Consider the following 20,974-nt stretch of genomic DNA (forward strand, 5'->3'; position numbering starts at 1 on the left):
GAGGTGCCGCGGGGCAAGACTGCCACGGATGCGGCGCGGCGCCGAGGAGGTCCGGAACGTACGTGCCGCCAGGTCCCCGCCCGCTCGTCTGGGGAAGTGACGTTCTGGCACCGGGGAAGGAGTGCCAGAAGGCTCGGAGCGGGTGGAGACCTCACGGCACGTCCGTCAGGACAGCACCTCCTCGGAGAGCTCGGCGAACGAGTCCTCCTGCGCTTCCAGGTAGACGCGCCACGCCTCGGCGTCCCAGATCTCGACCCGGGCGCCCGCTCCGATCACGACGCACTCGCGTCCGAGGCCCGCGTACGCACGAAGCGCCGGGGGGACCAGGACGCGGCCCTGCTTGTCCGGGACCTCGTCGGAGGCGCCCGCGAAGAACACCCGCATGTAGTCCCGGTGGGCCTTGGAGGCCAGCGGGGCTTCGCGCAGTTGTTCGGTGATGCGCTCGAACTCGGGGAGGGGCCACACGTAGAGGCAGCGCTCCTGCCCCTTGGTGATCACTAGGCCCTCCGCCAACTCGTCACGGAACTTCGCCGGAAGGATCAGCCGACCCTTCTCGTCCAATCGGGGCTCGTAGGTGCCCAAGAACACAGGGCACCTCCGCACCGTTCGAGTTCTTGCATTCTCACGGCCCCATTTCCCGCCACTCTACTCCACCAAACCCCACGGTCAACCCTCAGCGGCCGCGTCACACGCCCCCCAGCAGCCACAAAACCGCAGGTCGGAACGGGTGGGGCGAAGTGGAGGGCGCGTACGGCCGACTCGCACGCGCCCCCCGCATCCGGGTGGTCGCCGAGGCGATCCGCGCCACGCACCGACCGCTGCCGCCACCGCGGCGCCACCTGGGCGCGACGGCCGCCCGCGTCGCCGCGCCGACCCCTTTCCCGGCCGACCGCCCACGCGCAGCCGCAGACGATCACCGATCCGCAGGCACCCCGGGCGCGTCGGGCACCCCCTGGTCGTCTCCCGGCCCCGTTCCCGCCGCCCCGCCGTCTCCCTGCCGTCTCCCTGCCGCCGCCCCGCGGTCTCCCCACCCCCTCCGCACACGTTCGCCACCACGCGATCCGGGTACGTGATTGAACGTTCCTTCGGTGCGCCGGGCACACCGGGCCACATGCGCGGTTGCCCGTACGCCCTGCTCCCCGGCCCGCCGGGCAGGTCGGCGGCCCACACGGCCGCCGCCGTCCGGCAACGCGTCCGGTGCCCCGAAGGTGCAACCGAACAGACCGGGACCCGAGTCCTTAGCCCCGAGGCTGATTGGGTGCTTTCACCGCCGTCCGAAAACGATCACTCGACCGAGTGACACGGATGGCTGTTCACCTGTGACAATCGGCCTGTGGTCCCGTCTCGTCGGCGGGGCGTCATGGGGCAGGGAGGGCACGGGTGTCGACGTTCAACGATCAGGCCGGTCTCAAGGAGCTGGCGGCCACCGCCGCGCGCATCCGGGGGGCCATGGAGAGCGTGATCGAAGGCAAGCCCGAGGTGGTGAGGCTGGCACTGACCGTGCTGCTCGCCGAGGGCCACCTGCTGGTCGAGGACGTACCGGGCGTCGGGAAGACGATGCTCGCGAAGTCGCTGGCCCGCTCGGTCGACTGTACGGTCCGGCGCGTGCAGTTCACGCCGGACCTGCTGCCTTCGGACATCACCGGCGTCAGCGTGTACGACCAGGAGCGGCGCGAGTTCGAGTTCAAGCCCGGCGCGATCTTCGCGAACATCGTGATCGGCGACGAGATCAACCGGGCCTCGCCGAAGACCCAGTCGGCGCTGCTGGAGTCGATGGCGGAGCACCAGGTGACCGTCGACGGCACGACGTACGAGCTCCAGGCCCCCTTCATGGTCATCGCCACCCAGAACCCGGTGGAGATGGAGGGGACCTACCCGCTGCCCGAGGCACAGCGCGACCGTTTCATGGCCCGCGTGTCAATGGGCTACCCGTCGCCGGAAGCCGAGCTGGAGATGCTCGGGGTGCACGGCGCCGGCTCACCGCTCGGCGCGCTCGACCCGGTTGCCGACGCGCGGGACATCGTCAAGCTGATCGAGGCCGTGCGCGAGGTGCACGTCTCCCCCGGCGTCGCGCGCTACTCGGTGGACCTGGTCAACGCCACGCGCAACTCGCCCGAGCTGCGCCTGGGCGCGTCGCCGCGCGCGACGCTGCACCTGGTGCGGGCCGCCAAGGCCGCCGCGGCGCTGGACAACCGGGGCTACGTCCTGCCGGACGACCTCCAGGCCCTCGCGGTCCCGGTGCTGGCACACCGCCTCCTGCCGACCGCCGAGGCGCAGATGTCGCGCCGCTCGGCCGAGCAGGTCGTACGCGACATCGTGCGGTCCGTCCCGGTGCCGGGCGCGCCCGGCCAGCCGGCGCCCGCGCCCGCGCCGCAGCACAACCAGTACCAGCCGCAGGGGCAGTCCCACCCGCAGCCCGCACCGCACCACGGGCAGGCGCCGCACGCCCAGCAGCCGTACGGTCCCCCGCCGAGCGCGTACGCGACGCGGCAGCAGCAGCCCTACCCGGGGTCCGCCCCGCAGGGCGGCCCGTACGGCGCGCCCGGCGGCCCGTTCCACGGCAACGGCCACGGCCCGGCGCGCTGACATGCGTACCGCCCTGTCCGGGCTGACCACCCGGGGACGCTCCTTCCTCGCGGCGGGCATCGCCGCGGCGGTCTGCGCGGTGGTCCTCGGCCAGCGCGACCTGCTCCGCGTGGGCTTCCTGCTGGCCGCGCTGCCGCTCGTGGCAGTCCTGGTGGTGGCACGCACCCGGCACCTGGTCACCAGCACGCGCGGCCTCGAACCGGCACGCGTCGCCGCGGGCCACGAGTCGCAGGTGCGGCTGCGCGTCGACAACGTGTCGCGCATCCCGACCGGGCTGCTGATGCTCGAAGACCACGTGCCGTACGTGCTGGGCTCGCGCCCCCGCTTCGTGCTCGACCGCATAGAACCGCACGGCTACCGGCAGGTGGCCTACCGCGTGCGGTCCGACCTGCGCGGCAAGTTCACCGTGGGGCCGCTGCGGCTGCGCCTGGCCGACCCGTTCGGCATGTGCGAGCTGACGCGCTCCTTCGCGGCCCGCGACACGCTCGTGGTGACCCCGGTCGTCCAGCAGCTCCCGGCCGTCGACCTGGGCGGCGAGTGGACCGGGTACGGCGACGGCAACTCCCGCAGCCTGGCCTCGGCCGGCGAGGAGGACGTCGTCCCGCGCGAGTACCGGCACGGCGACGACGTGCGGCGCGTGCACTGGCGCTCCACCGCGCGGCGCGGCGAACTGATGGTGCGCCGCGAGGAGCAGTCCTGGCAGAACCAGGCGACGCTGCTGCTCGACACGAGGCTGTCCGTGCACCGCGGCGAGGGACCGTCCTCGTCCTTCGAGTGGGCGGTGTCCACGGCGGCCTCGATCGGCGTGCACCTGTGCCGTCGCGGTTACACGACCCATCTGATCGCCGCCGACGGGCGGCAGCTCGCCGGTCCGCCCGAAGGTCTGCGCACCGCCCCCGCGGAGACCGAGAGCTTCCTGCTCGACGCGCTCGCCGTGGTCGACGCCAAGCACACCGAGTCGCTGGACGGCGCCGAGATGACGCTGCGTCAGCCCGGCGGCGAGGGCATGGCGGTCGCCGTCCTGGCCAATCTGACCGAGGACGACACCCGCCGCCTCGCGCGCGCCCGCAGCACGGCCGGGCGCGGCCTGGCCGTCGTGCTCGACACCGCCGCGTGGGAGGCCGTCCCGACTCCGGGCGCGCTGCCGCACGAGGTGGCGGTGGGGCTGCTGCGCCAGGCCGGCTGGCGCGTCCTGCCCGCCTCGGCGGCGACGCGCCTGCCTGATCTGTGGCGCGGTGCGGGCCGTTCGTCCGAATCGCCCGTGCGCGGCGCCTCGTTCGGCGCCCACGGTGCGTCCCTGTCCGGATCGGAGTACTGCGCATGACCGGCCGCCTGCGGATGGCCGTCGCCGCCGCACTCGCCACCACGCTCACCGCGTCCTCGCTGCTGCCGCTGGTCAAGAACGGCGACTGGATCGGCCAGTCGATCGGCGCGGTCGTGATGGTCGCGGTGACCGGGGAGGTCGTGCGGCGCCTGTCGGTGCCGCGCCCGTTCGTCGGCGTGATCCAACTCGTCATGCTGATCCCGTACCTGCTGGTGGTGCTGGTCCCGGACGTCGCGGGGCCGTTGCCGACGCCCGACGCGTTGCGGGCGTACGGCGACCTGCTGGCGAACGGCGGCGACGACATACAGAGCTTCGCTCCGCCGGTGCCGGCCAGCGACGGGATCGGCGCGATCCTGGTGACGGTGGTCGCGGCCGTCGCGGTCATGGTCGACGTGATCGCGGTGACGTACGCGCAGGCCGCGCCCGCCGGCCTGCCCCTGCTCGCGCTCTACAGCGTGCCCGCCGCGCTCGCCGAGTCCGGCCTCGGCTGGACGGTGTTCCTGCTGTCCGGCCTCGCGTACATCATCCTGCTGCTCGCCGAGGGCCGGGAGCGCCTGCTGCGCTGGGGGCGGCCGCTCGTGCCGCCGGGCATGCGCGGCCCCGAGTCGGGAACGCCGCGACCCTGGGCGCGCGGCGGCGGACGCATCGGCCTGGCCACCCTGGCCGTCGCCGTCGCGGTGCCCGCGGTGGTGCCGATGACCGCGAACCGGCTCGCCGACCGCGACGTCAACGGTGGCAAGGACCGGCTCACCACGATCAACCCGATCGTGGACCTCCAGAACGAGCTGAACCGGCCGGACAACGTCGACGTGCTGACCTACACGACGAACTCGGCCAACCCCAGGGGCTTCTACCTGCGGCTCGCGGCACTCGACATGTTCGACGGCAACGCGTGGAAGCCGACCGAGCAGACGTTGACCGACGTGCCGCGCGGACCTTTCCCGGCCCCGCAGGGCCTCGGCGGCGGGATCAAGGCCGACACGGTCACCACGACCGTGAAGGTCGAGAAGAACTTCCGGCAGACCTCGCTGCCGATGCCGTACGCCGCCTCCACGGTCGACGTCAAGGGCAAGTGGCGCTACGAGCACGAGGGCCGCCTGCTGTACGGCGACGACGGCCAGACCGTGTCGAACCTCAAGTACCAGGTCACCAGCCTGGACATCAAGCCGACCGAGGAGCAGTTGCGGAACGCGGAGGGGTCGCCGCCCTCGATGAACCGCTACCGCGACGTGCCCGACGAGGTGGAGGACAAGCTCCGGCCGACCGCCCTCCAGGTCGCGGGCCGCGGGGGGACCCCGTTCGACAAGGCCGTGCTGCTGGAGAAGTGGTTCACCGAGTCGGGCCAGTTCACGTACGACACCAAGGTCCCGGGCGGGACCGGGGCGTTCGCGCTGGAGAACTTCCTGAAGCACAAGACCGGGTACTGCGAGCAGTTCGCGTCGGCGATGGCCGTCATGGCGCGGATCCTCGGCATCCCGGCGCGCGTGGCCGTGGGCTTCGTGCCGGGCCAGTCCATCGGCGACAACACGTACCAGGTCGGCAGCCACGACGCGCACGCCTGGCCGGAGCTGTACTTCCAGGGTGCGGGCTGGGTGCGCTTCGAGCCGACCCCGGCGCGCGGCACCACGCCGGATTACTCGCGCGTGCAGCCCGCGCCGAGCGCCAGCACGCAGGTCCCCACGACGGCACCGTCCGAGAGCAGTTCCGCCCCGGCGCCCGAGCAGTCCGACGACTGCCGCATGGGTGACTGCGCGAGCGAGTCGCCGAGCGCGGCCCCGGTGGCGGCGAAGGACGACGACAACAGCTGGCTGTCCGGCCTGCTGATCGGCGTGGGCATCGCCGCCGTGGTGCTGCTGGTGCTGGCCGCACCGATGCTCTTGCGGCAACGCGTGCGCAGGCGACGGCTGACCGCGCTCAGCCGGGACGCGGCCGCGGACGGAGCGGTCCGGGAACCCGGCGACGCGGTACTCGGCGCCTGGTACGAAGTCCTGGACACCGCACGGGACCTGGGCATCCGCACCGAGGACCACGAGACGCCGCGCCAGCTCACGGTGCGCCTGCTGGAGGCGATCCCGGAGGACGCCACCCAGGCGCGCGAGGCCCTGCCGCGCATCGCGCTCGCCGCCGAGCAGGTCATGTACGCCCCGGAGGCGCCGCAGCGCACCATCGGCCTCGCCGAGGACGTGCGCGTCGTCCGCGCGACGCTGCTCACCTCCGCGACCCGCGGCACCCGGTTCCGCGCGGCCGTCCTCCCGGCGTCGGCGTTCCGCCGTCCCGAGAGCGGGCCGCTGGACCGGCTGCGCAACAGCCGCGACGCGGAACCGGAGCCGGGCCCGGCGCCCGGGTAACCGAGCCACGGTCCGCCCGGGCGGACCGTGGCGAAAGCCGTGGCGAAGTCTGCGGCAACGACCGTGGCGTTGCGCCCCGGCGGCGCGCCGACGGACCGGGTATCCGGCCTGCGTCCCCGCTCCGCCGGGGCGCGGCCGGATAATCCGTGCCCGGTCCGTGTCTTCCAGGTGCCTTCCAGGTGTCTCCGAGGTGCCGCATTCCGCGCCTTTTCACCACCCCAACCGCCTGCCATAGGCGACTACTTCGGGCATATCAGGGTGAAACTCGGCGCCGCGCCCGGCGCTCGGTGCGCGCAGCGCATGTTTCGCGTTTGGGGGAAGTCACTCACTGCTGGGGCAGTATCCCCGTACGGTGACCATGAAGGCGTTACCAAGGCGGAATCAGCAGCCTCACACCGGGGGGATGCCTCGTGACCCGCGTCTACCAGGCCGTACTCCACGGATCCGGCGAGCATTTGGGCCCGGCGCTGCGCCGCAGCTTCACGGCGGCGTCGGGCGTACCGGACGACGGCTCCCCGGCCCTGCGCCATGCCGCCGACGGCGAGTCCGTCGTCCTGGACGAAGGCCCCGCCTGCGGCCGGTACACGGTCGGCGGACTGTCGGCGTTATGGGGTCCGTCCTCGCCCACCCCCTCGCCCGCCTCACCGACGCCCTCGCCGCCGACGGCATGGGCGGTCATATCCGTGGACGCGACGGCCCTCGAAGCCGCGGACCTCTCCCGCGCGGTCGCGACCGTGTCCGGACTCCTCGACGCGGAACGGGCGTTCGACGGCGCGATCCCTCTGGAGACGTCGCCGCTGGACGTCGACACCGACCACGTCGCCGAACTGCTCGGCCGCCTCCTGGACCCGCGGCGCCGCGTACCGGTCGTGGTGCTGAGCACCGACGAGCACGACGCGTCGCTGCCCGCGAGCCACGCCGCCTACCTCGCCCGCCGCCTGGCCGGGACCGCGGTGGTGGCCCGGTTGTGCGACAAGGCGGCGCAGGACCGCCTGAACGCCGCGCTCGGGCCGGGCTTCGGCGTCTACGGGGGCGCGCTGCGCACCTATATGGCCGAGTTCGATCCGGCGACCGAGGACTATCCGCAACGCCACCCGGTCCGTAGCGGCTCCGCCCTCCGGGACCACGGCAAGGCCGCCCTCGACGTGGTCGTCACCGGCGTCACGGGGGACGGCGTGCGCAGGCCGCTGCCGCCGGACGCGCGCCGGGGCATGCGCTTGGTGCCGCAGATCCTCGACCGCGGACTCGACTGGCGGGACGTGCTGGTCCACCCGGGAACTCCCCCGGGCCGGACGGGAGTTGCGGCGAGGGGCGCGGCGCCGACGCCATTGCTGCCCCGGCGCCTCGGGCCGCCCGCGGGCAGCGGAACGGATCCGAATCCCCGTACCGCTCCAGACCCTGGCTCGGACGGCAACGACAGCGGAACCCGCAACGGCGGGACGTGCGTCCCGCTGCGTCCCGGAGACCTGGCCGCCGTGGTCCGCCGGAACGCCTCGGCCCGGCTGACCGGTGTGGTCCCCCCGGCCGACGGACCGCGCCCGGGCGACACCGCACCCGTGTCGCCGACCCAGGCGGCCAAGGTGAACGGCAGTTCCCAGACGCACGCTTCTCCCGCAAACGGTACCGATTCCGGCGGGCCTCCCCCGGGGTCCCCGACCACCGCCGGCCCCGGATCCCCCGACAAGTCCGGCCCGCACTGGGTACCCGGCACCCCCGTACCCGAACCGCCCGCCGCCTGGGTCGCCGAGGTGGCCCGGCAGGTGGTCGGGGAGCTGGCCCAGGCCACCGAGGCCCGCAAGGCGCTCGCCGAACTCGCCGAACTGGTCCGCGACCTGCGCGGCGTCGCCGACTCGCTGGGCCTGCCCCGGCGCGACGCCGCGGAGAGCGAGGCGCTGGCCGCCGAGTTGTCGCGGCTGCGGTACGACTACGACCTCCTCGTCCTGCAATACGAGGAACTGGCCGAGGAGTCGCGGCGCTCCGACGACCGCATCCGCCGCCTCGACGGCCTGCTCGCGGAGCGTCCGATCGACCACCCCGCGCCCACCGACGACATGTGGACCCCCGAGTGCCTGGCCGACGTCCTGCTCCGGGCCCGGACCGAACTGCACCACGTCAGCCTCCCCCACGCGCTCGACGCGGGTGCCTCGGTCCTCGACAAGGGAGAGCCGGGGCACACCCGCGTGTGGGCGGGCGCAGCCTGGGACGCCTTGCGCGCGCTCAACGCCTACGCCGCCGCCCGCTCCGCCAACACGTTCCGCGGGGGCTTCCGCGACTGGTGCCGCAACCCACCGCACGGCGCCTACGCGCTCTCCCCCAAGAAGTTCGCGATGAAGGAGTCCGACGCGGTCGCGGGCCGCGCCAAGTTCCGCCGCGCCAGGACGTTCCCGGTGCCTCCCGAAGTGGCCCCCGAACAGGCGGTCTTCATGGAGGCGCACGTCAAGCTGCGGGGCATCGGCAACCCGGCGCCGCGCATGCACTTCCACGACGACGCGGCAGGCGTCACCGGCCGGATCCACATCGGCTACCTCGGCCACCACCTCGACAACACCCGGACGAACTGACGAACCGCACGCGTCCACCGCGCTGGCAGGCGCCCCCGCACGAGTCCGCCGCGCTGGCAGGCACCCCGGCACGGGCCCGCCGCGCAAGCTGGTACCCCGGTGCCTGGCCACGATCGGCGCTCCTGCCCAATGCGACCGACCGCGGCCAGGCCCGACGCCCCCGCGCTCACCCCGCCGAGCCGCCCTCCCCGCTTCCTTCGACGCCGCCCGAAGCAGTCGCCGCATAGTGCTCGGCGATCTCGTCGCTCGTCGTCAGCCACACCCCTTCGTGGTTCGCCACGTACTCCAACGCCTCGTCGAGGTACCTGTGCCGGAACGCCTGGCCGATCACGAACGGGTGCAGCGCCAGCGCCATCACGCGCCCGCTGTCGGCCGAGTCCGCGTGGAGCTGGTCCAGCTGATCCTTCACGATCCGCACGAAGTCCGGTCCGCTGGTGCTCTTGCCGACGAACAGGCCGATGTCGTTGAGCTCCACCGAGTACGGCACGCTCAGCATGCCGGGCACGTTCAGACGGTACGGCTGGTCGTCGTTCGTCCAGTCCAGGACGTACCGCAACCCCAACTCGGCCAGCAGTTCCGGGGTGTTGAACGTCTCGCTGAGCGCCGGCCCCATCCAGCCGCGGGGCCGTCGCCCGGTGGCCTTCTCGATGGTGCCGACGACGTCGGCGAGGTAGGCGCGTTCCTCGTCCCGCGTCATGTCCGCCTGGAAGATCGAGTTGTTCTTGCCGTGCGCGAGCCACACCCAGTCCCGCTCGCGCCCGGCCTCGATGATGCGCGGATAGCGCTCGGCGACATCGGAGTTGAGCAGCACGCTCGCGCGGATCCCGTGCCGGTCCAGGCTCTCGGTCAGCCGCCAGATGCCCACCCGCGGGCCGTAGTCGCGCCAGCCGTAGTTCAGCGGGTCCGGGGTCAGCCCCGCCGTCCCCGCGAACGTGCTGGTCGACGGGCGGTCGATCCGGTAGTGCTCGACGTTGAGCCCGACGTAGAAGGCGACGCGGGCACCGCCGGGCCACCGGATCGGCTCGCGGTCGACGATCGCGCTGTAGTCGTAGAGGCTGTTGTCCATGGCAGTGCTCCTCACACACGCGGTGGCGTGGCCGATACGGCCTGCCTCTACGCTCGAACCGTCACATCTATGTGAGGGTCAAAACGTGCGGACGTGAGGTGGGTCACATGCGGATCGGAGAGCTGTCGGAGCGTACGGGCACGTCCCGCCGACTGCTGCGCTACTACGAGGAGCAGGGGCTGATCCTCGCCGACCGCTCCGCCAACGGCTACCGCGATTACGACGACCGCTACGTGGACCGCGTCGTGCAGATCCGGGGCCTGCTCGACTCCGGGCTGCCGACCCGGATCATCAAGCAGATCCTGCCCTGCCTCGACAAGCCCCGGGCCATCTACTTCCCGGACGCCACCCCGGAGATGCTGGCCACCCTGGAACACGAGCTGGACCGCATGACCGAGCGGATCCGCTGCCTCTCCCGCAACCGCGACGCCGTCGCCGAATACCTGGCCGCGGTCCGCGCGTACGACCCCGCGGACGGTGTCGAGACCCAGGAAGTCGGGATGCAGGAAGTCGGGACGCCGGGAGTCAGGAGGCAGGAAGTCGGGACGCCGGGAGTCGGCGCGAAAGGGGCGGGGGCGGACGCCGGTTCCGGAACGCGGACAACACCAAGCCGGGACCCGTCCAGCGGGATCCCGGCTTCGTGAGGGCAGTGCGTATATGCCTGTCAGGACGGCACGTCGGACGTGCGCCCGGTGCGCGTCAGGCTTGTTCGTCGCGGCGCCGCTTCCAGCGCTCCTCGATGCGGTTCATCATCTTGGCGCGGCGCGGGCGCGGGGCCCGTCCGGCGCTCCCGGAGCCGCCTTCCGCCTGCTGCTGAGCCTGCCCCGGGGAACGGCGCCAGCCGGTGACGGCGAGCACGGCACCCGTGAGCATCAGCAGGAAGCCGACGACACTGATCCAGATTGCCGGCAGCATGACGCCGGTCATGAGCAGAACGAGGCCGACGACGAAACCGGCGATCGCCCAGCCCGTCCGACGCCGGGTATGCGTGCGCATGCCGGCACCCTCGAGCGCTGTCGCGAACTTGGGGTCTTCGGCGTACAGCGCTCGCTCCATCTGCTCGAGCAAGCGCTGCTCGTGCTCTGAGAGCGGCACGGCGTCCTCCTTCGTCGGCCGCGAGGCGACCGGTGCGGCCCTTTCAGGATAGGCAGGTAACCGCCATCGTGAAAGCCACCCGCGAAAGACGACTCGGCCACATGTGGCGCCGTGTCGACTTGCCTACGCGGGCGGCGACTCCGTCGGCGACGGGTTCCCCACCTTCCCCATGCATTCCCTGTCCGGTGCGCGGTCATGTCTTGTCGATCGAGACCGCGCTGCGGGAGCCGAACAGGGAGTGCGGCGACCGGTGTACGGACACCGGCCGCTTCCAGCGATGATATGCGCCCCCGTGCGTTCCCACACCGCTGACGAATGCGATCAGCCGCGGGTTCCCGGCGGTCGGCCGGACGATCCGCCGAGCAGGCTCGCGGGCGCCAGCGCCTGTCCGCCGAAACGGTCCCGCACGGCGTCGGCGGCGCGCTCGACCTCCGCCCATCCGCGGGCCCGCTCGCCGAGCACCATCTGGCGGGGGCGGTCGCCGTCGACCAGGTGCTCCATGCGGACGCCGACCAGGCGCAGGCGGGCGCGTTCGAGGCCGAGCCCGGCGTGCAGGGCGCATGCGGTCGTGTAGATCTCGCGGCCCACGTCGGTCGCCTCGCGAAGGGTCTTCGACCTGGTCAGCGTGGTGAAGTCGGAGAAACGCACCTTGACGGAGACGGTACGGCCGGCCAGTCCGGCGGCGCGCAGGCGGGCGCCGGTGCGGGTGGCGAGGCGGAGCAGCGCGCGGCGTACCACCTCGGGGTCGTCGACGTCCGCGGGAAAGGTCTCCTCGTGGCCCATGCTGCGCTCCGGCTCGGACGGGACCACCGGCCGGTCGTCGCGTCCCCAGGCCAGCGCGTGCAGGGTGCGGCCCGCGGCCTGGCCCAGGGCCCGGCAGAGCGTCGCGCGGGGGGTGTGGGCGATATCACCCACGGTGTGCAGTCCCAGGCGGGTCAGGGCGGCTTCGGTGCGTTCTCCGACGCCCCACAGCCGGGAGACCGGGAGGGGGTGCAGGAACGCGACGGCCTCGTGGTCGCGGACGACGCGGAGGCCGTCCGGCTTGACGGTGGCACCGGCGAGCTTGGCGACGAACTTGGTGCCGGCGACGCCGACCGAACAGGTGATGCCCTGCTCGTCGGAGATGCGGGCGCGGATCATCTCGCCGACGCGCACGGGGTCGCCGCCGAGGCGGCGGAGCGAGCCGCCGAGGTCGAGGAACGCCTCGTCGAGGGAGAGCGGTTCGACGGCCGGGGTGATCGAGCGCAGCATCGCCATGACGTTGTCGGAGACGCGGGCGTATTCGTCGTGATCCGGCGGAAGGTAGACGGCCTGCGGACAGAGCCGCCGGGCCCGACCGACGGGCTGCCCGGCGCGCACCCCGTACGCGCGGACGTCATGCGTGGCGGACAGCACGACCCCGCGAGCCCCCAACGCCCCCACGACAACAGGCCGCCCGGCCAGCTCGGGACGGCGACGGATCTCGACGGACGCGTAGAAGGCGTCCATGTCGACATGCATCACGGCGGGCGCGGAGGCGGGACCGACGGCCGAGTTTGCGAACGGACCAACTTCCGGACCGACTACCGGGCCCGTGACCGGATCGGTGACCGGATCGGTGAACCGGCCAGGCGAGAGGCGGTGGCGGGAGGTCATGGGCCCACCGCCCAGAGAACGCCGCACCCGACGGGACCGGCTTGCTCGACATGACCGGCTCGCCCGGCACGGCCGACTTGCCCGGCACGGCCGATCCGCTCGACACGGCCAACTTGCCCGGCACGGCCGATCCGCTCGACACGGCCAACTTGCCCGGCACGGCCGACTCGCTCGACACGGCCGACTCGCTCGACACGGCCGATCCGCCCGGCACAGCCGACTTGCCCGGCACGGCCGATCCGACAAGCGCGGCCTTGGGCGGTGTGACCGCGAACCCGGCCGATGTGATTGTCGGACCGGCTCCGCGCACCCCCACCTTGGGGGTTTAGCAGAGCGGGGCGAGCGAGCGAGCGCGAGTGTCCACAGGCGCGGGGCAGTTGTCGTACCGGTCGAGGGCCCCCCGACGGGCTACTTGTCGGCGAGGAGGTGGATTTGGGTTGCGAGGGAGCGGTATTCGGGGAGTTCCGCCGCGGCTCGCTCCAGGTCGAGCAGGGCGTCGAACGACGCGGGGTCGTCGACGAGGACGCCGGGGACCAGGTCGGCGAAGACCCGGACGGCGTGTACCGGGCCCGGGCGCAGGCCGACCTTGGTGAGGAGTGCGGTGAGCTCGTCGACGGAGAACCGGCGTGGCAGCGCGGCAGGGTCGGCGAGGGCCGCCGCGGCCTGGGCGAAGTGCCCGGCCAGGGCCCGGGCCAGCACGGCCCCGGTGCGGTTCGCGGCGAGCAGGCTGAGCGTGCCGCCGTCCCGCAGCGCCCCGGCGACGGTGCCCAGCGCCTCGTCGGGCTCGTCGACGACCTCCAGGACGCCGTGGCACAGCACGATGTCCGCGGCCTCGCGCTCGACCACGTCGAACAGGTTCTGGGTGTCGCCCTGGTACGCCTTGACCAGATCGGTGACCCCGGCCTCGGCAGCCCGCCGCTCCAGTGCGGCCAGCGCGTCGGGGCTGGGGTCGACGACGGTGACCCGGTGTCCGAGCCGGGCCAGCGGCACGGCGAAGTTCCCGGTGCCGCCCCCGGTGTCGAGGACGTCGAGCACATCCCGCCCCGCGGCCCGCGCACGGCGGTCCAGCGCGTCGCGCAGCACCTGCCACACCACAGCGGTACGCATCGAGCTGCGGCGTCGCATCTGGTCGGACACGGGAGGCCTCCTGTCGTCTGCCGGGGGCTCCACCCTAGTGCCGGATTCACGCGGTTTGGCCCGGCAGCGCGGCGGCGCACCCCGGGCCCGGACAGTGCCGAGGACGCCGCCGCGGGCAGCGCTGCGGACAACCCACAAGGCGTGGCGGGCGGCGTCATCCCGAGCTCCCCGGACTCGTGTGCCACAGTTTGCGCGGCGCGTCCTTGGCGGGGGTGCCCGGCGGGCGCAGATCGGCGTACGGCGACACCTTGAACCCGCTCGCATGCACCAGCACGCGGTGCATCACCGGGCGGGTCGAACGGCTCGCCGCGGCGCCCTCGACGGCCTCCTCCGTGACCGCGGCCCCGGCGTCCGCACCCGCCATGAGCGCCCGGACGGCGTCCGGGCCGCCCTCGCGCCAGGCCTCGTACAGCTCGCCCATCTCCCAGCAGCCGGTGGCCCGCAGCGACACCCCGCGCGGACCGGTGCGCCGGAGGACGCCCCGCACCACCAGGAGCCAGGAGTGGAACAGCGTTGCGGCGTACGGGCCTTGCGCGTCCTCGAAGAACGTCGCGTCGATCGGCCCGGTCGCGTCGTCGAGGGTCAGGAACACCACGCGGCGGCCGGACCGCACCGGCGGGGTCTGGGTGGCGACCTTCACGCCCGCCACCAGGATCTCGCTGCGCGACCGCCGGGTCAGCAGGTCGCGCGAGCGCGTCACGCCGATCGCGTCGAGGAACTCGTCGTAGAAGCCGACCACATGGCGGTCGGCATCCATGCCGAGGATCTCCAGTTCGGCGCGCACCCGTTCGGCGGGGGTCATCTCGGGCAGGCCGGTCAGGGCCGGCGCCTCGTTGTCGGCGAGGCCGAAGGCGAGTTGGGCCGTACCGCCGCCCGCTTTACGGCTGCCCGCTGTACGGCCGCCCGCCGCCCCGCGCCCGGCTCCCGCGCGGCGTCCCCTCGCGGGTGCGACCTCGCGCCCGTACCGGTCCAGGTCGGCCAGTTGCAGCAGCAGGTCCCGCCGCGTCGGGGCGCCGCCGCCCGTCCCGATGGCGTGCACGGCGTCGAACGCGCCGACCAGGACGAGGCGTTCGACCACCGGCCGGGACACCCCGGTGCGGTGCCAGAAGTCGGCCAGCGAGGTGAACGGGCGTACTCCGAGGATGCGTTCGACCTCGGCCTCGCTGATGCCCTTGACCTCGGACAGCGCGATGCGGATGCCGTCCCGCCCGTCGGCCTCCTCGACACGGTAGACGGCGTCCGAGACGTTGACGTCGACGCCCAGCACCGGGATGCCGAACTGCCGTGCGTCGTCCAGGATCAGGCGCTTCGGGTACATCCCCGGATCGTGCGTCAGGACTCCGGCGACGAACGCCGCCGTGTGGTGGGCCTTGAGCCACGCGGACTGGTACGTCGGCACCGCGAACGCCGCCGCGTGCGCCTTGCAGAACCCGAACGACGCGAAGGCCTTGAGGACTTCCCACACCCGTTCGACGGTGGCCCGGTCGTACCCGCGCCGGTCCGCCTCGACACAGAACCAGTCGCGGATCGCGACCTGCCCGTCGACCGTGCCCAGCGCGCGCCGGGCGACGTCCGCCCGGGCGAAGTCGCAGCCGGTCATGGTCGCCACCATGCGGATCACCTGTTCGTGGAACACCACGACGCCCTCGGTCTCGGCGAGGGCGGACCACAGGTCGCGGTGGATGACGTCGGGTGCGGCCCAGCCCTGACGGGCGTTCAGGAACGGGGTGACCATGTCGCTCTTGACCGGCCCCGGCCGGAACAGCGAGATGTCGACGATCAGGTCCTCGAACGTCTCGGGGGCGAACTTGCCCACCAGCTCCCGCTGTCCGGGCGACTCGATCTGGAAGCAGCCGAGGGTGCGCGTCGAACGGATCAGCTCGAAGGTGCCCGGGTCGTCGAACGGCACGGCGTCCAGGTCGATCCGCCCGCCGCCGGTGCGCTCGACCTCGTCGAGCGCGTGCGCCATCGCGGACTGCATGCGTACGCCCAGCACATCCAGCTTGAGCAGCCCCAGGTCCTCGACGTCGTCCTTGCCGAACTGGCTCATCGGGAAGTCCTGCGCGCTGGTCTCCACCGGCGTGCGGTCGAGCAGGCTGACGTCGGACAGCAGCACGCCGCACGGGTGCAGGGCCAGGTGGCGCGGCAGCCGGTCGAGGCGTTCGGCGAGGGTGAGCAGCGTGCCGAAGTTCCCCTCGGTGATGCCGGACGCCCGCAGTTCGGGCAGGTCGCGCAGCGCGGCACGGACGTCGCGGGCCCGGATGTGCGGGAACGCCTTTGCCACCGCGTCGATTTCGCCGGGCGGAAGGCCGAGGGCGGCACCGACGTCGCGAATCGCGTGGCGCGCCTTGTACGTCTCGGTCATCGACACCATCGCGCAGCGCTCGGCGCCGAACTTCTCCAGGATGCGTTCGTAGACGTCGGTGCGGCGGGCCGATTCGACGTCGACGTCGATGTCCGGGAGTGCGGAACGGCGGTCGGAGACGAAGCGCTCCATGATCAGGCCGTACCGCATCGGGTCCACGCCGGAGATGCCGATCAGGTGGTTGACCAGGCTGCCCGCCCCCGAGCCGCGCGCAGCGCAGCGCACCCCCATCTCGCGGATGAGGTCGACGACTCCGGCGACGGTGAGGAAGTACGAAGGCAGTCCGAGCTTGCGGATCAGGTCGAGTTCCTCGTCAAGGCGCTCGCGTACCTTGGCGGTTGGTGTCATCCCGCGCAGGCCGAGGCCCGCCTCGCAGCGGGCGCGCAGTTCGGCGGCGGCCCGCTCGGACGGTACGCCGACGACCTCCGGCTCCGGGTAGAACACCTTGCCCATGCCCAGGTCTTCGCGCGGATCGAGGACCAGCGACTCGGCCAGGTTGCGGGTACGGGCCAGCAGCGCGCCCGCGGTTCCGCGGTCGGCGTGCAGCGCGATCTCGGCGGCGACGCGGACCATGTCGAGGGTCGGCTTGAGATAGCCCTCGCTGCCCACCCGGTCGAGGTGGCGGTGGCCGAGCGGGACCAGGCGGCGAGCGGCGTCGAGGACGTCGGCGACCGGCGCGTCGCCGCGCTCGGCGTACCGGACGGCGTTGGTCAGCACGGCCGGAACGCCGAGCGTGTCGGCGGCGACGAGCATGCGGGCGGCGAGGGCGGTGGACAGCGGGCCGCCGGACGGGCCCAGGTGGCTGACCAGTTCGACGTGCAGCGCGCCGGGCGGCAGGGCGTCGCGGTACGCGGTGAGCAGGCGTTCCGCATGCGCGTCCCGACGGGCGGCGACCGCGCGGCCGAACTCGGAGTCGGGGCCGATGAGCACCACCAGGTCGCCGCGCGCGGCGTGTTCGGCGAGCGAGGCACGGGTGCACACGGGGACGGGGCGCGGGGACGCGGCATCGGCCTGCGCCTCGCGGCCCCGGCGGTGGGCGTCGCTGACGAGTCGGCAGAGCGCGGCCCAGCCGGTGCGGCCGCGGGCGAGGACGGTGACGCGGGGGTGGCGGGGGTCGACGTACGCTCCGCCTCGGGCGGGGGTCTTGCGGGGCTTGCGGATTCCGGCGATTCCGGCGGTGCCGTCTGGGCTGAAGTTCCAACTTCCTTTACTGGTACGGGTATTGCTGATCCTTTGGGTACCGTGGCCGCCCCATCCTCCGAAGCCCTCGGAACCGCCGTATGTGGACCTGCCGTAACTTCCATGGCCACCGCGGTTATTGGGGCTCTCACGGCTCCCGGCCCCGGCCGCCTCCGCCTCTGGAAGCACGGCCAGATCCGCCCCGACGATCGGGCTGATCCCCGCCTTCACGCAGGCCTTCACGAACGCGACGGCGCCGTAGACACCGTCCCGGTCGGTGAGGGCGAGCGCGTCCATGCCCTCCTCGGCGGCCCGCTCGACGAGGGTGTGCGGATGCGACACGCCGTACCGCATCGAATACCCCGAGGCGACGTGCAGGTGGATGAACGGTGGGGTCATGAGGTGCTCGATGGGGTCGGGGGCGGTACGTACGGCGGCTGCTCCGTTCAGCCGGTCGGGACGGATTGTCGTGCTCCCCCGAGCAAGTGGGCCCAGCGGTGGCCGCGATGCGGTCCGCGGCGGGACGCGTACCCGAACGGCCCTTCCCCGCCGCCCGGTTCACGCGGACCGATCCTCACCGGCCCGCGCCGAACGGGCCCGCGCCGACCCGAACCGCGGCAGTCCGGACCACACCGGCCCGAACCACCGCGCCCCGATCACCGCCACCGCGCCCGCGTCCGTAACCGCGCCGCCGTCAGTCCTCCTGCGGCGGCACCACGGTCAGCGCCGGCAAGCCGAGCAGTTGGACGACGAGGCGGATGAACACCCCCACGTCCCGGACGAGATCGTCCGCCTCGCGGGCGGTGACGGCGTTCGGCAGTCCCGCCTCGGCCGCCGCGCGCTTGCGCGCGCCGCTCGCGAAGTATCCGGCCCACTCGGTCAGTTCGGGGGCCACCTGGGGCAGCAGTTGCCACGCGCTGCGGGGCGCGCGGCGGCGTCCCGGCTTCTCCTCCTCGGGGCGGGCCCGCGCGGCCAATACTGCGGCGGTCGTACGCAGCGCCGCGAGATGCGCGGCGGCGTAGCGCTCGTTGGGCGCGGTTGCCTCGGCTGCCTCCGCGAGTGCGCGGCGGGCATGTGCGAGGAGGTCGAGAGCGCCGGGCGGCGCACTGGTCCAGCGCACGGGGGCGCGGGGTATCGACGGGAGGTGGGGTATGTCCCGGTTGTCGCGGGTACGGTCGCCCGCCCCTCCCGTTCGGCGTCGTGCTGCTGCGGATTCGGTGGCCATGATCGTCATCGCCGCCTTCAGTCCAGGGTCCGGGCGAGGGTCCAGGAGCCTTGCGAGTCGAGCCTCAGGTCGAACACGCCGAGCGGCGCACTGCGTCCGGCGGCGGCCTCGACCCGCCAGACCTCACGCTCGATGGCCAGGAGGGCCGTGCCCGTGCCGCCCAGCGGGACGTCCGCGGTCACCACGCCGCTCGTACGCGCTCCCGCTCGGGAGCCCATGCCGGCGTGCGCGCCCGCCCTGTTGGTGTGACCGGCGTGCCACCACTCCTCGTTCTCCACCCAGTGGTCGAGGACGTCCCTCACCACGTACAGCTTGTCGTGCCACAGGAACCGGGCCGGTTCCCCTCCGCTGCGTACTACCTCCACCGGGTCGATGTGACGACGTGCCATGGCCTCTCCTTCACTGCGGTGCCCCGGCCGGAGATGCGCTTCCCCTCGCACCCCCGGCCAGGGTCGGTTTCCGCCGGACGAACCCGAGCCCCTGTCGATCCCCGCGAGCCGCGGCCGGCGCACCTTGCGCGTCGACCCTGTTCGACTCCCTCGAAAATCGAACTCAAGTTCGATCCGTGGCTTCAGTAAACCTCGCGGCTTCCCCGACGTCAACGTCATAAGGCACGAGTCGCCAGCCTTGCCGCGCTCCCACCGTTTTCGATCTTTGTTCGATTTCCCGGGCCCGGAACCCACCGTCGCACGCCCCACCGACACGCGGCCCCGCCCGGCCCCCCGTCCCCCGCCGCACCGGTGCCTATGCTGCGCCCATGGAGATCTGGCATAACCCGCGTTGTTCCAAGAGCCGCGCGGCGACCGCGTTCCTCGACGAGGCCGGCGTCGAGTACACCGTGCGCCGCTACCTGGAGGACCCGCCCAGCGCCGACGAGATCCGTGGCGTACTCGAACGCCTGGCCCTCGACCCCTGGGACATCACCCGAACCGGTGACCAGGCCGCCAAGGACCTCGGCATCACCGCCTGGCCCAAGACCGCCGACGAGCGCGAACGGTGGATCACCGCCCTCGCCGAGAACCCCGCCCTGATCCAGCGCCCGATCGTCACCCGCGACGACGGCCGAGCCGTGGTCGCCCGCGACGACCAGGCCCTCCAAAACCTCCTCTGACCCCACCCCACCTGCGGGTCCGCCCCCAAACAGGACAGCGGGGTGTGCCTCCCCCGTGGAGGCACNCCCGCGACGACGGCCGAGCCGTGGTCGCCCGCGACGACCAGGCCCTCCAAAACCTCCTCTGACCCCACCCCACCTGCGGGTCCGCCCCCAAACAGGACAGCGGGCTGTGCCTCCCCCGTGGAGGCACAGCCCGCTTCGCCGTCGGCCACCACCCCCGTGACGGCAATACGACGGCACCCGAACCGCCGCCCCGTGTCGGCGGTGCAGATGCAACCCCCGCGTCCCGTACGCACGAACGCGTTTCCCGCAAGGCCCCCCGGACCGCCGCACCCCCGTGCGCGACAGCCCGGGGAGCCCGGTCCCCGTTGTCCCCCCGCGATCCCCTGCGGGATCCCCCGTTGTCCCCCCCCAATCCGCCGTCCGTCCGCCCCCCGACGTCCGGACCACGGCCCCGCCTTCCCCGTTGGCGACAACTCTGCCGGGACGACGGCGCCCGGGTATCCGTACAAGTACTCAGATCACGACCCGAGTAGAAAGCCCAAACCGCTGAGCATGCCTGAGTATGCGGCCCCTCGACCCGCGCGTTAACGTCAAGATCACGACAACTGCCGCATACCTCACCAGGGGGCGCATATGGATATCGCCCCCATGGTCGTCACCGGCGGCTGGGCAAGCGGGACCAACGCGTACGCGACCGTCCTCATCCTCGGCGGCATGGGCCGCCTGGGCATCGACAGCGGCACCCCGCCGATGCTCGAACGCACGGACGTCCTCATCGCCGCCGCAATCCTCTTCGCCGTCGAGTTCGTCGCCGACAAGATCCCGTACCTAGACTCCGCCTGGGACGCCGTCCACACCGTCGTACGCCCCCTCGTCGGCGCCTGGATCGGCGCCCTCTACGCCGCAGTGGGCGACGCCGACACCGCCCAACAACTCGCCGCCGCCCTCGGCGGAGGCGGCATGGCCTTCGGCAGCCACACCGTCAAGGCCGGCTTCCGCATGGCCGTCAACACGTCCCCGGAGCCGATATCTAATGTCGCCACTTCCCTCGGCGAAGACGGCGCCGTCCTCGTCGTCCTCGCCCTGACCGTCGAACACCCCTGGCTCGCCGCCGGAATCGCCCTTTTCCTCCTACTTCTCGGCGCCGCCCTCCTCCTCTTCCTCGCCACCCGCATCCGCCGCTACCTCCACCGCCGCAGAAATCCCAGAAAAAATCCCAACCCGCACAACCCTCCCGGGTGCCCGTGAGTCAAACACTGCGACGACCCACTGGGGGGTGGGCCCGTGCAGCCGTGGGGAGCGGGCACGGGAAGGCGGGGCCCGAGACCGGGGGGCG

Annotated in this window: 15 protein-coding genes and 1 pseudogene; 8 read left to right on the forward strand and 8 right to left on the reverse strand. The window is 72.8% G+C overall.

Translation table 11 applies throughout. The features are described from left to right. Positions 1–165: 165 nt before the first annotated feature. Complete coding sequence (gene mraZ, locus ACRX5S_RS17570; RefSeq protein ID WP_436773878.1) at positions 166–588, reverse strand: division/cell wall cluster transcriptional repressor MraZ; 423 nt, start codon at positions 586–588, stop codon at positions 166–168. 792 nt (positions 589–1,380) lie between these two features. On the opposite strand from mraZ, the gene ACRX5S_RS17575 reads away from it, so the two are divergent. From ACRX5S_RS17575 to ACRX5S_RS17590, 4 genes are all read left to right on the forward strand, one after another. Further along, positions 1,381–2,586 carry an AAA family ATPase gene (locus ACRX5S_RS17575; RefSeq protein WP_436773879.1) on the forward strand — a complete coding sequence of 402 codons (1,206 nt, stop codon included), beginning with the start codon at positions 1,381–1,383 and terminating at the stop codon, positions 2,584–2,586. Between the two features lies 1 nt (position 2,587). Beyond that, positions 2,588–3,910 carry a DUF58 domain-containing protein gene (locus ACRX5S_RS17580; protein WP_436773880.1) on the forward strand — a complete coding sequence of 441 codons (1,323 nt, stop codon included), beginning with the start codon at positions 2,588–2,590 and terminating at the stop codon, positions 3,908–3,910. After that, positions 3,907–6,258 carry a transglutaminase TgpA family protein gene (locus ACRX5S_RS17585; protein ID WP_436773881.1) on the forward strand — a complete coding sequence of 784 codons (2,352 nt, stop codon included), beginning with the start codon at positions 3,907–3,909 and terminating at the stop codon, positions 6,256–6,258. The genes ACRX5S_RS17580 and ACRX5S_RS17585 overlap by 4 nt, the downstream gene beginning before the upstream one ends. A 410-nt stretch (positions 6,259–6,668) precedes the next feature. Then, entirely contained in the window at positions 6,669–8,819 is a 2,151-nt protein-coding gene (locus ACRX5S_RS17590; RefSeq protein WP_436773882.1) for a hypothetical protein, read from the forward strand. 166 nt (positions 8,820–8,985) lie between these two features. Here ACRX5S_RS17590 and ACRX5S_RS17595 read toward each other — a convergent pair whose 3' ends face one another. Further along, on the reverse strand, positions 8,986–9,885 hold the full coding sequence (locus tag ACRX5S_RS17595; RefSeq protein WP_436773883.1) for a polysaccharide deacetylase family protein: 900 nt from the start codon (positions 9,883–9,885) through the stop codon (positions 8,986–8,988). Between the two features lie 107 nt (positions 9,886–9,992). Here ACRX5S_RS17595 and ACRX5S_RS17600 point away from each other — a divergent pair. Next, positions 9,993–10,343 (forward strand): annotated as a pseudogene (locus ACRX5S_RS17600) (MerR family transcriptional regulator); the annotation flags it as partial. Positions 10,344–10,584: 241 nt separating this feature from the next. Here ACRX5S_RS17600 and ACRX5S_RS17605 read toward each other — a convergent pair. Together ACRX5S_RS17605 and dinB are read right to left on the reverse strand one after the other, a co-directional pair. After that, on the reverse strand, positions 10,585–10,980 hold the full coding sequence (locus ACRX5S_RS17605) for a DUF3040 domain-containing protein (RefSeq protein WP_436773884.1): 396 nt from the start codon (positions 10,978–10,980) through the stop codon (positions 10,585–10,587). Positions 10,981–11,301: 321 nt separating this feature from the next. Further along, the gene (gene dinB / locus ACRX5S_RS17610) at positions 11,302–12,480 is read right to left on the reverse strand and encodes a DNA polymerase IV (RefSeq protein ID WP_436774057.1); all 1,179 of its coding nucleotides are present in this window, start codon (positions 12,478–12,480) and stop codon (positions 11,302–11,304) included. Positions 12,481–12,656: 176 nt separating this feature from the next. On the opposite strand from dinB, the gene ACRX5S_RS17615 reads away from it, so the two are divergent. After that, the gene (locus ACRX5S_RS17615; RefSeq protein WP_436773885.1) at positions 12,657–12,944 is read left to right on the forward strand and encodes a hypothetical protein; all 288 of its coding nucleotides are present in this window, start codon (positions 12,657–12,659) and stop codon (positions 12,942–12,944) included. 79 nt (positions 12,945–13,023) lie between these two features. On the opposite strand, the gene ACRX5S_RS17620 is transcribed toward ACRX5S_RS17615, so the two are convergent. The 4 genes from ACRX5S_RS17620 to ACRX5S_RS17635 form a co-directional block, all read right to left on the reverse strand. Then, complete coding sequence (locus ACRX5S_RS17620; RefSeq protein WP_436773886.1) at positions 13,024–13,752, reverse strand: methyltransferase domain-containing protein; 729 nt, start codon at positions 13,750–13,752, stop codon at positions 13,024–13,026. A gap of 154 nt (positions 13,753–13,906) precedes the next feature. Continuing rightward, a complete protein-coding gene (locus tag ACRX5S_RS17625) occupies positions 13,907–17,695 on the reverse strand; it encodes a DNA polymerase III subunit alpha (protein ID WP_436773887.1) in 3,789 nt (1,262 codons plus the stop codon). Positions 17,696–17,990: 295 nt separating this feature from the next. Further along, a complete protein-coding gene (locus tag ACRX5S_RS17630) occupies positions 17,991–18,521 on the reverse strand; it encodes an SAV_6107 family HEPN domain-containing protein (protein ID WP_436774058.1) in 531 nt (176 codons plus the stop codon). Between the two features lie 17 nt (positions 18,522–18,538). Next, positions 18,539–18,910, reverse strand: coding sequence for a DUF6504 family protein (locus ACRX5S_RS17635; protein WP_436773888.1), 372 nt, complete (start codon positions 18,908–18,910; stop codon positions 18,539–18,541). 368 nt (positions 18,911–19,278) lie between these two features. Here ACRX5S_RS17635 and ACRX5S_RS17640 point away from each other — a divergent pair, with 368 nt between their 5' ends. Both ACRX5S_RS17640 and ACRX5S_RS17645 read left to right on the forward strand, forming a co-directional pair. After that, positions 19,279–19,632 (forward strand): arsenate reductase family protein, encoded by a 354-nt coding sequence (locus tag ACRX5S_RS17640; protein ID WP_436773889.1) that lies wholly within the window; start codon positions 19,279–19,281, stop codon positions 19,630–19,632. A gap of 639 nt (positions 19,633–20,271) precedes the next feature. Next, a complete protein-coding gene (locus ACRX5S_RS17645; RefSeq protein WP_436773890.1) occupies positions 20,272–20,886 on the forward strand; it encodes a DUF4126 domain-containing protein in 615 nt (204 codons plus the stop codon). Positions 20,887–20,974 lie beyond the last annotated feature (88 nt).

The organism is Yinghuangia sp. YIM S09857 (genome assembly GCF_051388915.1).
Taxonomy (GTDB): Bacteria; Actinomycetota; Actinomycetes; order Streptomycetales; family Streptomycetaceae; genus Yinghuangia.